General features: G+C 29.1%; 13 protein-coding genes. 10 read left to right on the forward strand and 3 right to left on the reverse strand.

Annotation, left to right across the window (positions count from 1 at the left end; genetic code table 11):
• Positions 1 to 657 precede the first annotated feature (657 nt).
• From ybaK to ppsA, 9 genes are all read left to right on the forward strand, one after another.
• Entirely contained in the window at positions 658 to 1128 is a 471-nt protein-coding gene (gene ybaK / locus MR285_RS05105) for a Cys-tRNA(Pro) deacylase (protein WP_293558691.1), read from the forward strand.
• A gap of 2 nt (positions 1129 to 1130) precedes the next feature.
• Positions 1131 to 2795 (forward strand): phospho-sugar mutase, encoded by a 1665-nt coding sequence (locus MR285_RS05110; protein WP_293558693.1) that lies wholly within the window; start codon positions 1131 to 1133, stop codon positions 2793 to 2795.
• Positions 2796 to 2799: 4 nt separating this feature from the next.
• Entirely contained in the window at positions 2800 to 3708 is a 909-nt protein-coding gene (locus MR285_RS05115; protein WP_293558695.1) for a tagatose-6-phosphate kinase, read from the forward strand.
• 8 nt (positions 3709 to 3716) lie between these two features.
• Positions 3717 to 4268 (forward strand): isochorismatase family protein, encoded by a 552-nt coding sequence (locus MR285_RS05120; protein WP_293558697.1) that lies wholly within the window; start codon positions 3717 to 3719, stop codon positions 4266 to 4268.
• Between the two features lie 68 nt (positions 4269 to 4336).
• On the forward strand, positions 4337 to 5359 hold the full coding sequence (locus MR285_RS05125; RefSeq protein WP_293558699.1) for a DNA repair exonuclease: 1023 nt from the start codon (positions 4337 to 4339) through the stop codon (positions 5357 to 5359).
• Complete coding sequence (locus MR285_RS05130; RefSeq protein WP_293558701.1) at positions 5349 to 7598, forward strand: AAA family ATPase; 2250 nt, start codon at positions 5349 to 5351, stop codon at positions 7596 to 7598. The genes MR285_RS05125 and MR285_RS05130 overlap by 11 nt, the downstream gene beginning before the upstream one ends.
• A 7-nt stretch (positions 7599 to 7605) precedes the next feature.
• Positions 7606 to 8289: a metallophosphoesterase gene (locus tag MR285_RS05135; RefSeq protein WP_293558703.1), complete on the forward strand. Its 684-nt coding sequence runs from the start codon at positions 7606 to 7608 to the stop codon at positions 8287 to 8289.
• Entirely contained in the window at positions 8289 to 8822 is a 534-nt protein-coding gene (locus MR285_RS05140; protein ID WP_293558705.1) for a class IV adenylate cyclase, read from the forward strand. The genes MR285_RS05135 and MR285_RS05140 overlap by 1 nt, the downstream gene beginning before the upstream one ends.
• Before the next feature lie 53 nt (positions 8823 to 8875).
• Positions 8876 to 11227, forward strand: coding sequence for a phosphoenolpyruvate synthase (gene ppsA, locus MR285_RS05145; RefSeq protein ID WP_293558707.1), 2352 nt, complete (start codon positions 8876 to 8878; stop codon positions 11225 to 11227).
• 134 nt (positions 11228 to 11361) lie between these two features.
• Here the strand turns inward: ppsA and MR285_RS05150 are convergent, their stop codons facing one another.
• Genes MR285_RS05150 through MR285_RS05160 form a run of 3 tightly spaced genes read right to left on the reverse strand, consistent with a single transcriptional unit; the run spans position 11362 to position 12775 of the window.
• Positions 11362 to 11664 carry a CC/Se motif family (seleno)protein gene (locus tag MR285_RS05150; RefSeq protein ID WP_293558709.1) on the reverse strand — a complete coding sequence of 101 codons (303 nt, stop codon included), beginning with the start codon at positions 11662 to 11664 and terminating at the stop codon, positions 11362 to 11364.
• A gap of 1 nt (position 11665) precedes the next feature.
• Complete coding sequence (locus MR285_RS05155; RefSeq protein ID WP_293558711.1) at positions 11666 to 11953, reverse strand: DUF1637 domain-containing protein; 288 nt, start codon at positions 11951 to 11953, stop codon at positions 11666 to 11668.
• A gap of 9 nt (positions 11954 to 11962) precedes the next feature.
• Positions 11963 to 12775: an NAD(P)-dependent oxidoreductase gene (locus MR285_RS05160; RefSeq protein WP_293558713.1), complete on the reverse strand. Its 813-nt coding sequence runs from the start codon at positions 12773 to 12775 to the stop codon at positions 11963 to 11965.
• Between the two features lie 224 nt (positions 12776 to 12999).
• Here MR285_RS05160 and MR285_RS05165 point away from each other — a divergent pair.
• Positions 13000 to 14075, forward strand: a 1076-nt coding sequence (locus MR285_RS05165; RefSeq protein WP_293558715.1) for an S-layer homology domain-containing protein, incomplete at its 3' end; no start/stop codon positions are given.

Raw genomic sequence — 14075 nt, forward strand, 5'->3', positions numbered from 1 at the left:
TTGCCAGTCTTTTTTTACGCTTAGCATAAAAAAACCACCGGTTAAGCCAGTGGTTATGATTTGCACATTTTATATTTTTTATTTTTGTAATAAAACCAAAGGATAATTAAAAAATATATCCCAGTTATAGAGAACAATAAAGTTTGCTCTAAAAAAAGCGCTATAAAAGCCAAGTAAAAATCTTCAGCCAGCAATAAAAGCATATGATCTGGATTAATGTCTAATTTAGAAATTAAAACCATTGGAATTATGTTTAGTGCTGATATTATAATTAAGTAAATGTAAATACTTTCGTGAATTTTATTGAAATACACATGGTCAATATGCGTTAAAGCTAATTTAAGTGAACAATAATAAAAAACATATAAAAGTATTGTAATTATCTTTTTCTTATTCATAAGTAGGTTAATTAATAGGAATAATTAAAAAAGTTGAAAATCATTAATATTTATATTTTACAAAATTTTTCCTAAAAATTGTACACCTCCTTAATACTGTAAAAATGAATTGATTAAAAATAAAAAAAGTCTTATTTTCAAGTAATACTAACATAAGTAGTTTTATTTTTCAATGAGAAAAATATTAGCACTAACTTATTAAATAGATGAAGAAAAGACTTTTTTGTTGTAAAATTAATATAGATGAAAAGGTGATTTTATGAAAAAAACTAATGCAATGAGAATTCTTGAAAGTGAAAATATAAATTTTGAAATAATTGAATACTCAACTAAGGACGGAATTGGTGGAGTAGATGTTGCAGAAAAGTTGGGAGAAGACAAGGATAGAGTTTTTAAAACTCTTGTTACAGAAGCAAAAGACGGCGAACACTATGTATTTGTTGTTCCAGTTTCTAGTGAGCTTGATTTAAAAAAAGCAGCCAAGGCATCAAATTCTAAAAAAATTGAAATGATTCCACAAAAAAAGTTGCTTCCACTCACTGGTTATGTCCACGGTGGTTGTTCGCCAGTTGGAATGAAAAAGTCTTTTAAAACTTTTATTGATTCATCAGCTGAAGACCTAGACTTTTTTTATGTAAGTGGTGGGAAAGTTGGCTTGCAAATAAAAGTAAATCCAAGAGAACTCATTTCTGCAATTGATGGAGAATTTTCGGATATTAAAAAGGAGTAAGTATGTACAGAGATATTTATGAAAAATGGCTTGCAAGTGAAAATGTAGATGCAAATTTAAAAAATGAACTTATCGCTATAAAAGATAATGAAGAAGAAATTGAAGATAGATTTTACAAAAATTTAGAATTTGGAACTGCAGGTATTCGTGGAATTTTAGGTGCAGGTACAAATAGAATGAATTATTTGACTGTTGGAAAAACTGCGGTTGCACTTTCAAATTTAATCGAAAATCTTGGTGAAGACGCAAAAAAAAGAGGGGTAGTAATTGGACGCGACATAAGGCATTTTTCCTACGAATTTTCTATTTTGACTGCAAAAATATTGGCAGAAAAGGGGATCACTGTTTATTTATTTCCAGGAATTACTCCAACACCACTTCTTGCTTATTCAATAAGATATTTAAAAACAATTTCTGGAATAATGATTACTGCATCTCACAATCCAAAAAATTACAATGGATTTAAACTTTATTGGGAGAAGGGTTCTCAAATTTTATCGGACATTGCAGATAAAATGGAAGAAGAGTCACAAAATGTTGACATCTTAAATTTTAATTTTACTGGGCTAAAAAAATTAGGCGAATACGAAAATATTAAATTTATTGGTGAAAAAGTTACAAAATCTTTTTACAGAAATACGCTAAAACACACATTGACTGACGATGTTGACAAGGATATAAAGATTATTTACACACCATTAAGTGGATGTGGCAATAAATTTGTGAGGAAAATTTTAGACCTTCGCGGTTTTAAAAGGGTAATTGTTGTTCCAGAACAAGAAAATCCAGATGGAGATTTTACAAATGTCACAAATCCAAACCCTGAAGATATAAGAGCTTTTGATAGGGCAATTGAGCTTGCGAAAAAAGAAAATGCTGATATAATTATTGCAACAGATCCAGATTCAGACAGAGTTGCTGTTGTAGAAATGGATGGAGAAATTTTTAGAATCACGGGAAATCAAATGGGCTTTATCCTTGGCAATTTTATTTTGGAAAGAATTAAGGATAAAAATATTGAAAGGGGAGCAATAGTAAAGACAGTTGTAACTAGTGATTTAATTAAAAAAATTGCAAAAAACTTTGGAGTTGAAGTCTTTGAAACTTTAACTGGTTTTAAAAATATTTGTAATCTTCCAAATATTTGGGAAGAAAATCACGAAAATAATTTCATTTTTGGCTACGAAGAGTCCATAGGTTATGTAATTGGAGATCACATTAGGGACAAGGATGCCATTGGCACGTCAATGATTGTGGCAGAGATGGCAGGCTATTTAAAGAAGAGAAATTTAAAAATAAAAGATTATCTTGAAGAAATTTATAAAAAATATGGATATTTTGAAGAATACTTAGACTCAATTTATTTTGAAGGAAAAGATGGAAAAGTAATCATGAAAAAAATCATGGATGACTTTAGAAAAATTGAGGACTTTGAAAAAATCGGCGAACTAAAGAAAAAAGTTGATTTTATAAAGGATAAAGAAAATCCACAAGATCTATTAAAATTTTACTTTGACGATGAAACTTGGTTTGCGCTTAGACCTTCGGGAACAGAACCAAAACTAAAAATTTACGCTTATGCAGTTTCTGAAAATAAAGAGGAAGCAAAAAAAATAATAAATGCAATGAAAGAAGAAATAATGGAAAAAATTGAGGCAAGTAGGTGATTGTATGATACTATTTTGTGATTTTAATCCAAAAATTGTTAGAGAATATATATTAAATAGCGAGATGGAAAATATTATTGAAAGTTCTAAAATTTATCCAAGTGGCAAAGGAATATATATGTCTCTATTTGCGAAAAAAATTGGCGTGGACTCGGAAGTTTTTATGCTAAAGGGAAGTGGAAGGGGAAGAGAAATTGCTCTTACTCTAAGTAGACTTGGAATCGACATAAATTATACTGCGCTAAAAGACGAAAATGTGGAAGAAGTTATAATAAAGGGCAAAAATTTTGAAAAAAGATACAGGACTAAAGACCCAAGAATTACTATGGAAGATAGAAATGATATTTTAAATTCCTTTGAAAGAGCATTGTATAATAAAAAAATTGCAGTAATTCCAAAAATTAACTTATTTGGGCTTGACGATGAAATTTACGAAAAACTTATTAAAATTTGTTATAAAAACAACACAAAAGTTGCTGTAAATCCAAAAAATCTTGATGCAATAGAAAAGACAAACCCATATATTTTAATGTTTGATAAAGATGACATTGAAAGGGAAAGAAAAATAAATTATACAGGTGAAGTAATTGAATTTAATAAAAAGTTTATAAAATCTGGAACAAAAATTGTCTTTGTAAATAGTAAGAGAGCCACGATTATTTCAACTGAAGATAAAAATTATAGAGCTTATGTAAATAAACAAAAACTAGAGAGAAATGAAATTACAGAGAAACTAGACAGCTCCTTATCCCTTGCAGGTCTTTCCATGGCGATTGATAGAGATTACGATTTTATCACTTCAATAAAACTTGCAATATCCTGTGGAGTGTGGGAAAATTTTGTTGAAAAAGATAAAATAGAAATGAGTGCTATTAAAAAAATAATGAATAGTGTTGAAGTTGAAGAAATTTAGGAGGATAAATGAAGAATTTTCACTTAAAAAGAGAGAATGTTCTTTTTGCCTTTATTGACATTCAAGATAAATTATTAAAGGCAATTTATAACAAAGAAGAAATTGTAAAAAATTCTGCAATTTTGGCAAAAGTTGCAAGTATTATTGGAGCAGAGGCAATTTACACAGTTCAATATCCAAAGGGACTTGGATACACTAATGAAGATGTAAAAGCTCCACTAGAGGACAAAGAAGAATTTGGAAAGCTAAATTTTAATTCTTACGACGATGAAAATATTAAAAGAGAAATTGAAAGACTTGGAAAGAAACAAATTATTATTTGTGGCATGGAAACACATATTTGCATTTTCCAAACAGTTAGAGCACTTTTAGAAGCAGGTTTTGAAGTTTTTGTTGTTGAGGATGCACTTGGTTCAAGGACAGAGAAAAACTCTAAGAATGGAATAGAGCTTCTCCGTGAAATGGGAGCAGTGGTTACAAATACAGAAACAGTATTATTCGACTTAGCAGGCATTGCAGGTACGGATGAATTTAAAACCTTACAAAAACTAATAATTTGACGATGATGAGCTTCCTCCAGAAGCTCTTTTTTGATTATAAACTGTGATATAATTATTTTGGTGATGAAATGAAAATAATTCATGCAGCAGATTTACATTTAAAAAAATTTTATAAGGGAAAACTTCCTCTTGAGATTTCAAATATACTTTTAGAGGATACTTGGCGTGCCTTTAGAGATGTAGCAAACTTCTCAAATGAAGTTAATGCAGATATTTTTTTAATTGCTGGGGATTTATTTGAAAGAGAATTTTTTTATCTAAGAGATTTAAGAAGATTTTTAAATATAATCGAAGGCATTAAAGCAAAGGTCTTTGTTGTTTTTGGAAATCACGATTATCTTTCCAGCGACAATTTATTTTTAAAAGTGGATTTGCCAGAAAATTTATATATATTTAATAGCGAGCTTGATTTTTATGAATTAAAAGATTTAAACACGAGAATATATGGCATCTCCTACGACAATTACAATTTTAAAAAAGATTTTAGCAGCGTTAAACTTGATAAAAATTTTATAAATATTGGACTTTTTCACTCTGATTTAAGGGATGATAGGTATATGCCTCTTGATGAAAAATTTTTAAGAGATTTTAATTATGTTGCACTTGGTCATATTCACAAAAGAGGAAGTATCTTTAGCAATGCCTATTATTCTGGTTCGCTAATTCCACTTTCCTTTAAAGATGATGGCGAGAAGGGAATAATTTTTTTAGATGATGAGAAAAAAATTATAGAATTTAAAAACTTTTCAAAGAGAAAGTTTGTAAATTTAGAAATAAAAATAAATAAGGACATGAATTTTTCTGAAATTTTAAAAAATGTTCAAGATAAAATTTCTGCAGAGGATCTTTATAGAATTATTTTAAAGGGTTCAAGTCATAACAGAATGGAAATCGAAAGTTTTCTTCGAGAAAATTTATCGGCATTTTATTTTGAAATAATTAATGAAATGACAGAAGAAAAAGAACTTGATTATGAAATTAAAGATAAATATATTTTAGAACTGCTGGACACTTTTTCTAATAGCGATATTGAAAGAGATGCACGAGAAATTTCAAAGGATTACATTTTGGAGCAATATTATGGTATTTAAAGAATTGGGAATTTTAAATTTTGGAAAATTTGAAAATAAAATAATAGAGCTTGATGAGGGAATAAATTTAATTTCTGGCAAAAATGAAGGCGGCAAGTCCACAATTGTAAATTTTATAGATGGAATTTTTTACGGATTTAGCCGAGATTCCCTTGCTAGAAAAGTTCGTGACGATATTTTTGAAAAATCTAGACCTTGGAATTCAAATTTTTATAGAGGTTATGTTGTTTTAAGTGAAGGTAAAGAAAATTTTAGAATAAGTAGAGATTTTAACAGCGATGAAATTTCAATTGTAAATACAAATCACGGTGAAGATTTATCCAAGGATGAGAGGAATTATTTGTATTCAAGAATTCCACAGCCGGGAGCCTTGTTTTTTGAAATAAGCAGGAAAATTTATAGATCTAGCTTTTTTATTTCTCAAAGGCTATCACAAGTGGAAGATGATGCAGCAGAGGAATTAAAGAGTAAAATTGATAATTTTTCTGTTTCTCAAGATGAGAATATAGATTTGACAAAGGTTTTAGACAAGATGAAAGATGATCTTTATGATTTAGGATCTAAGAGGCGCAAAACTTCAGAAATTGGAAGAATTTATGCTGAACTTGAGAAAATTACTTCTGAAAAATTAAATTATGCAAAAGTTAGAGAAAGTTATGAGAAAACTGCTGACGATTATAAAGCTTCCAGGGAAAAATTACGAACTTTGGAGGATAATTTAAGAGGTAGAAAACTTTTTGAACTTGAAATTTTAAAAAAGAAGTTAAAAGAAATTGAAGAAGAAAAATCAAAAGAAGATGAAAATTTTGTTTTTTCAGACTTGGAAAAGGCAATTGAAATAAATAGAACTACGGGGATTTATTTAAGTAAACTTGACGATTTAATTTCACAAGAAGGAAATAGTTATGAAATTGACGACGATGTGGAAGAGGATTACAAGAGATTTAAAGATATTAAAGAGGAAATTTCAATTTTAAATGAAAATAATTTTTCTAAAGAGATTGAAATAATTTCTGGGGACATAAAAAATATTGAAAAAAACGTATTAAAATACTTTTTAAAAGTATTATTTTCGGCAATTGTCGGTGTAGGAATAGTTTTTCTTTCAATTTATTTTAAAAAATATTTTTTAATAATTTTTTCTCTTTTATTTTTTACATATTCTTATTTTAGAATTGTAAGATTTAGAGAAAACAAGGATTTACTAAATAGACTTAGAAGTAAACTCATAGATTTTAAGAAAAAATCAATGGATAAAACCATAAAGAAAAGAAATTTTGATAAGGATTTTGCAGAGCTTCTTGAAAAATACGACGCAAGAGATGTAAAGGCATTATCAGAAATTTTAGAAAAGAAAAAGGAATTAAATTTAAAAAATATTTCTAAAAACGAGTACAATGAAAGTTGGAAAGAAAAAAAACATCTTGAAATAGAAAAGACTAAGGAAAAAATTACAAATTATGAAGAAGAACTTAGTAAAATTTTTGAAAAATATTCTGTAAAAAATATAAAAGAACTAAAAAATTTATTTTATGATTACAAGGGTTCTAATGACAAGGGAATAAGTGAGTACAAATACAGAATTGAAGAACTGGAAAAAGAAAATTTAAGGGGTGAAATTTACTCGCAGGATTCCCTAGAACTTATTTCAAAAAACATTAAAGAAACAACTATGGAAATCTCAAACTTGGAGGGAAGCTTAAATGCTCAAGAAGAATCTATGGAAAAACTTAGAACTTTGGAAGAAAAATCCTTTGAGTTAAAGGATAAGCTAAAAGAATTAGAGTATAAGAGAAGTTTAATTGAGCTATCCATAGAAAAGTTTGAAGAATTTATAAAATTAAAAAGAAGGAACACTCTGCCTATTTTAAAAAATAATATTTCAAAATATTTGGAGAAAATGACAAACTTCAAGTACAGTGAAATTTTAATTGATGACAGATTTGAAATAAAGGTATATGATAAATTTGTTGGCAATTATGTTGACTTACATAATCTAAGCCTTGGTACTATTGATCAAATTTATCTCGCCTTTAGACTTTCTATTTCGAAAATAATTACAGACAAAAAAATTCCCATTGTACTTGATAGCCATTTCGATAGTTATGATGATGATAGACTAAAAAATACTCTCGATGTATTAAAAGATGAGGAGCAAGTTTTAATTTTTTCAAGTTCAAGTCGGGAAAGAGAAATTTTAGATAAATACAATTTAGCATATAAATTTATTAAACTTTGAGGTGTATATGATATTCGCAATAGGAGATCTTCACTTCGATTATACAGAAGAAAAGCCTATGGATATTTTTGGAGATAATTGGGAAAATCACGAAGAAAAAATAATAGAAAATTGGAAAGAAGTTGTGCATGATGATGACTTAGTTCTTTTGCCTGGAGATATTTCTTGGGCTTTGAAGCTAGATATGGCAGCTTACGATTTAAAAAGAATTGACGAATTACCTGGAACAAAGATTATTTCTAAGGGCAATCACGATTATTGGTGGTCTTCGCTAAATAAGATGAATAATTTAGGTTTAAATACCATTCACTTTTTGCATAACAATTCCTTTGAGTACAAAGATTACTCTATATGTGGCACGAGGGGTTGGGCTTCTCGTGATTCCTTTGAATTTTCAAAAGACGATGAGAAAATATATTTAAGAGAAGTCCAGCGACTTAAAAATTCCTTGGATTCTTGCGTAAACAAAAAAATAATTGCAATGATTCACTATCCGCCCTTTAATCAAAATTTAGGACCTAATGAATTTTCACAAACTTTATCAGATTATAATGTAGAGAAATGTCTTTATGGACATTTACATGGAAAGGGACACAAATATTCCTATGAAGGAGATTTACTTGGTGTGGATTATAAATTTGTTGCAAGTGACTTTTTAGATTTTAAACTTAAAATAATTGAGGAGGACTAATGGAAAGAGAAATTGAAGTTAAACTTCTTGACATTGACATACTAGATTTTGAAAAAAATATCCAAGCTTTAGGCGCAAATTTTGTTAAAGAAGAAGACCAAATAAATATAACAATTAATTCCACTGCACACAAAATTTATAAAAAGCAGGGTTATCTTAGAATTAGAATTGCAAAATCAGGTGATGAAGAAAAAAAATATTTCACATTTAAAGAAAATATTTCAGACATAAAGGTTAGAGATAATATAGAACATACTACTGAAATAAATAGTGTGGATGATTTAATAAATATTTTAAAATGTCTTGGCTATGATAAATTTCACAAGGGCTATAAAAATAGAAAAAAATATAATTATAAAAATCTTGTAATTGACATAGACACTTGGGATGAAAACACATATCCTAAGCCATATGTTGAAATAGAAGCGCCTAGCATTAATGAAATTTATGCGCTTATAGATGAATTAAAAATAGATAGAGAACACGTATCTACAATGTCCATAGATGAACTTAGAAAATCTTTAAAAAAATAGCGTGACATATATAATTAATGTGTTATAATATTTTTAGCGAATAAGGAGGAAATATGTCTAAGTATAATTATATAAAATGGTTTAATGAAATTGGAAAAAATGATGTAGGAATTGTCGGCGGAAAGGGTGCAAATTTAGGTGAACTAACTAATTTTGGATTACCTGTTCCTCCAGGATTTTGTGTTACTGCAACTGGATACACTAAGTTTATTAAATATGCAGAACTTGATGAAGTTGTAAAGTTTCTAATGGAAGCTGTTGATGTTGAAAATGTTGATGAACTTACTAATGCTTCAAAGGAAATTCAAAAGAAAATTAAGGAAAAGGAATTTGACCCAGAACTTAAAGAAGAAATTTTAAGTGCGTACAGAGAATTTTCTGAAAGCATTGGAGTTAAAGATCCTGAAGTAGCTGTTAGATCTTCAGCAACAGCTGAAGACTTGCCAGATGCATCCTTTGCAGGACAACAAGATACTTATTTACACATTAGTGGCGAGGAAGAACTTTTAAAACACATAAGAGATTGTTTCGCATCACTATGGACTTCAAGAGCGATTTATTATAGAGAAAAACAAAATTACGATCATTTTGACGTTGCTCTTTCAGTAGTTATTCAAAAAATGGTTAACTCTGAAAAATCTGGTGTAATGTTTACGGCAAATCCTATTAATAATAGTTCTGATGAAATGATGATCAACGCAAGCTATGGACTTGGCGAAGCTGTTGTATCTGGAATTGTAACTCCTGACGAATATATTATTGACAAGAAAACTAAAAAAATTATAGAAAAGAATATTTCTGAAAAAGAATACATGGTTATCAAAAATGAAAATGGAGTTGGAACTAGGGTTGTAAATGTTAAAGATGTTTTAGGCGTTGATGCAATTAAAGCAGAAGCACTTTCTCCAAAGGAATTAGATACTTTAATCGAAAGAGGACTAAAGGTAGAAAAACTTTACGGTTCAGTTCAAGATACTGAATGGGGCTTTGATAGAGATACAAAGGAATTTTATTTCTTACAATCAAGACCTATCACAACTCTCGGCGACAAAGAAGAAAAAAGGGAAGAAAAACTAATCACACTTGTCAAGGGGCTTCCTGCTTCTCCAGGAATTGGTAGAGGTAAAGTAAAACTAATTAAAGACATTTCTGAGATCAATCTTGTCGAAGAGGGAGATGTTCTTGTAACGGCAATGACAAATCCTGACATGGTTCCTGCTATGAGAAAATGTGCTGGCGTTGTAACTGACGAAGGCGGAAGAACTTGCCACGCAGCCATAGTTTCTAGGGAATTACAAATTCCATGTATAGTAGGAGCAAAAACTGCAACTAAAACTTTAAAGACTGGGGATATTGTAACAGTTGACGCAGTAAGAGGAATTGTATATGAAGGCGAAGTTCTAAAAGAAAAGGAAGAAAAGAAATCTGAAGATACAGCGGGTGTATCTAGCATTGCAAACTTAGATGAACTTAGAAATCTTTTCGCACCAACTACTGCAACTAAGATTTACATGAACCTTGGTGAACCAGAATTAATTGAAAAATATAAAAATTTGCCAATGGACGGCATTGGATTAATGAGAACAGAATTTATTTTTACAAATATGATTGGCGCTCATCCAATGTATTTAGTGAAGACTGGTCAAGGCGACCTCATGATAAATAAATTAGCTGAGGGAATTTCTAAAGTAGCACAGGCAATTTATCCAAAGAATTTAGTTGTAAGAACTAGTGATTTTAGGACTAATGAGTTTAGAGGTCTTAAAGGTGGAGATGAAGTTGAGCCAATTGAAGCCAATCCAATGATTGGATGGAGAGGTGTTTCAAGATATATTTCTCCTGAATATGAAAAGGGATTTAGGTTAGAGTGTCAAGCAATTAAAAAAGTTAGAGAAGAATATGGACTTACAAATGTAATTGTAATGCTTCCTTTTGTTAGAACTCCTGAAGAACTTAAAGTTGTTAAGGGAATAATGGCAGAAGAGGGACTTGTACAATCTAAAAACTTTAAGATTTGGATTATGGCAGAAGTGCCAGCAGTAGTTCTTCAAGCAGAAGAATTTGCAGAATTAGTTGACGGATTTTCCATTGGTTCAAATGACTTAACTCAACTTGTAATGGGTGCAGACAGAGACTCTGGAATCCTTAACAATATGGGTTACTTTGATGAAAGAAATGATGCAGTCAAAATTGCATTAAAGACAATTATCGATGCAGCAAACAAAAAGGGAATTACTTGCTCAATTTGCGGACAAGGACCTAGTCAATACCCAGAACTTGCAGAATTTTTAGTTGAATGTGGTATCACTTCTATGTCAGTAAATCCTGACACAGTTGAATATACAAGAAGACTTGTTGCAAGTGTTGAACAAAAAATTATTTTAAAGAAACTTAGACAAATGTAATTTATAAATAAAAAGATCTCATTAATGAATTAGATCTCTATAAGTTAAGCTTAAAAATTAACTTGAAGAGATGAATTCAAAATGAGATCTTTTTTTGCAAAAATCTGGCAAATTTCATCAACAGATAAAAAAAATTAAATTAATTTGTCGTAGTCTAAAAAATTTGAGACAAGAGATTTTGTGAATAAAAGTTTTACTAAATCAATTATACATAAATCATCTTTAAACTTTAGAGACTTGTCAATATTTATTTTTATGTCATTATTTATAAAAACAATATAATCTCTATCACTTCTTCTAGGAACTCCAATATATGTGTCAGAAGAAGGAAGACCGCTACCACAGCATTGTTTTGACGTAATATAATCAATGGTTATTTCTTTTGCTTTTTTATCCTTTAAAAATTCAAAAGCATCTTTTGTAATTTTTACTTTCAAATTAATTATCCTTTTTTATTAGAGTTACAAAAAACTCACTTGGCTGCATTGCTTCAATGGAGATATAATTTTCACCATCGAATTTTAAAACCTTACCTGGTTTAAATTCTCTATCTTCATCGTCATTTAAAACAACTTTAATTTCACCTTTAACAATAGTTACAAGAACAGTAAACCCGGGGTGATTATGCTTGTCAATAGTTTCGCCAGAAGCTAAAATTTTCTTCACTAGAGTAAATTCTCTTTCGCTAAAAACTTTTCCAGGCATACTTCCTACATAACCAATCATTTAATCACCTCATTTCTTAAATTTATCTAAATCATGAAAACTTTCTAAATTCAAATCACTATTACTAAGATCTTTGTCTCTTGATAAGTTTTTTGCATCATCTAAATTTTTTTTGATAATTTGATCATCTTCTAGAGTACTTTCTTTTTCAACTTTAAGTTCTTCTCCAGTTACAATGTGATTAATTAAATCTTCAGAAGATTCTAAATCTTCAATTTTGTACTGGGGCATTTCTTCTAAGAAAGTAGAAAGATTTATAGTTTCACTTTCGTAAAGTTTTCTAATAATTTCGTCTATATTTTGTGAATTTTTGCGAACAAGTTCAGACCTAATTTCGCTTAAAATATTTAATTTTTCCAAATTATATTTTTCGGAAAATTTTTTTAAATCTTCAAAGATAATGTCTGTAATAGTTGGGTTTAGCCTTGAACTATTAAGGGAAAAAGTAAGAGGTCCGCGCTCAATAGATTTATTTATGGACATCAATGATTTTGAAAAGATGTCAAATCTTTGATAGATCATATTTCTTGAATTTGCTCTTTTCTCCAATGCTTCATTTAGCTCAAAATCTTCTGTTGCAATAAGAACATAGTCGAATCCCATGAATTTAAAATCTTTTTCTAAAGTATGTTCTTTTAATTTAATTTTTCCATTAGATTCATCAGATTTTTTAATTATATCTGTGGTAAAACTATCTGCAATCATATAAATTTCTGCTTCAGTATCTAATACAGATTTAAGGGCAGATAGTGCAAGGTAGCCTCCACCTAAAATTAAAATCTTTTTTTCAAAAGTATCAATACTTACTGGAAGAAAACGCATAATATCACTCCTTTATAAAAAAATTATTTACAATATAAAATTATTTACAATATATATGTAACACTTAGCTTAATTATACCAAATATTAAACTAAATTAAGCAAAATATTACATTATTTATAATTTTTCAATTCTAATTATGAAATTTTAATATTTATAAAATTTAACAGGTTAATATATGTTATAATAAAGAAAACACGCTATATAAAAAATGGAGGTTTTATAATGAAATTTAAAAATTTAAGAAGAGTAGCTTCAATTGGACTTGCAACTATTATGCTTGCACCAAGCGCAACTTTTGCTAAAGAATTTAAAGATGTTAAAAAGAATAATAGATATTCTTGGGCTTACAACGCAATTGACATACTAAGTGATAAGAATGTTATTAGCGGGCATCCAGATGGTGAATTTAAACCTGGAGATTCAGTTTCTCTTGAAGAACTTTTACAGCTTATTAAACAAGTGTTAAATCCAAGTGATGAAGAATTAAAAACTGCACGTGAAAAATATTCAAAAATAGCTAAAGAAAATGGAGTTAATTCTTGGGCAGAAGATGCAATATGTTTGGCGCTTCACAGAAATTACTTAAATGAATCTGCATTAAAGAAAGCTTCTGAAAGAGGATTTTTCAAAATTAATCAAAGGGAATATCCAAGTAGAGGCGACATTGCAATTTTCTTTGCAAGAGCTTTAAACCTAGATGCTAAGGGAAACATTAATCTTTTAAGACATAAAGATCAAAACAAGATGAGTGATACTTTAAAGGGGTATTTAGCTTCTCTTGTTGACGTAGGTATTTTCTCAGCCACTGGTTCTGATGGAAACTTTGAAGGAGATAGACCTATTACTCGTGCTGAAACTGCAATAATTACTAAGGCATCTTTTGATTATGCATCAAAAAATACAATAAGTAGTAAGACTGAAAAGAAAAAGGGAACTGTAATTCTTTCTTCAAAACTTAATAATGTTAATGTTATTATAATTGAAACAAATAATCAAAAATTTTCTTTTGACATTGACAGCAACACAAAATATAAATTAAAGGACAAAGACATTAAATTAGAAGACATTAAAGCTGGTCAAGAAGTTGAAATTGAGTATGTAAAGAGCAATAAAGATGATAGAGAAGGTACAGCTAAGTTAATTAATGTAACTAATGCAAAGATTGACATGGTTGGATATGTAAATTCTAAGGGAACAAATGAAATTACTTTAAGATATAGAGATAATTCAGATACTTTAAACTTTAGAACAACTTCAAAAATTTCAACTTCAGATACAAAGACTTTTACTCTTGATTC

This window comes from Peptoniphilus sp. (genome assembly GCF_022767005.1).
Taxonomy (GTDB): domain Bacteria; phylum Bacillota; class Clostridia; order Tissierellales; family Peptoniphilaceae; genus Peptoniphilus_A.

What these genes read in the sequence shown, in the direction of transcription:
- MR285_RS05160 (WP_293558713.1), bottom strand. Translation starts at nt 12,775, where the DNA reads ATGCGTTTTCTTCCAGTAAGTATTGATACTTTTGAAAAAAAGATTTTA.
- MR285_RS05110 (WP_293558693.1), top strand. Translation starts at nt 1,131, where the DNA reads ATGTACAGAGATATTTATGAAAAATGGCTTGCAAGTGAAAATGTAGAT.
- MR285_RS05140 (WP_293558705.1), top strand. Translation starts at nt 8,289, where the DNA reads ATGGAAAGAGAAATTGAAGTTAAACTTCTTGACATTGACATACTAGAT.
- MR285_RS05125 (WP_293558699.1), top strand. Translation starts at nt 4,337, where the DNA reads ATGAAAATAATTCATGCAGCAGATTTACATTTAAAAAAATTTTATAAG.
- ybaK (WP_293558691.1), top strand. Translation starts at nt 658, where the DNA reads ATGAAAAAAACTAATGCAATGAGAATTCTTGAAAGTGAAAATATAAAT.
- MR285_RS05120 (WP_293558697.1), top strand. Translation starts at nt 3,717, where the DNA reads ATGAAGAATTTTCACTTAAAAAGAGAGAATGTTCTTTTTGCCTTTATT.
- MR285_RS05130 (WP_293558701.1), top strand. Translation starts at nt 5,349, where the DNA reads ATGGTATTTAAAGAATTGGGAATTTTAAATTTTGGAAAATTTGAAAAT.
- MR285_RS05155 (WP_293558711.1), bottom strand. Translation starts at nt 11,953, where the DNA reads ATGATTGGTTATGTAGGAAGTATGCCTGGAAAAGTTTTTAGCGAAAGA.
- ppsA (WP_293558707.1), top strand. Translation starts at nt 8,876, where the DNA reads ATGTCTAAGTATAATTATATAAAATGGTTTAATGAAATTGGAAAAAAT.
- MR285_RS05135 (WP_293558703.1), top strand. Translation starts at nt 7,606, where the DNA reads ATGATATTCGCAATAGGAGATCTTCACTTCGATTATACAGAAGAAAAG.
- MR285_RS05115 (WP_293558695.1), top strand. Translation starts at nt 2,800, where the DNA reads ATGATACTATTTTGTGATTTTAATCCAAAAATTGTTAGAGAATATATA.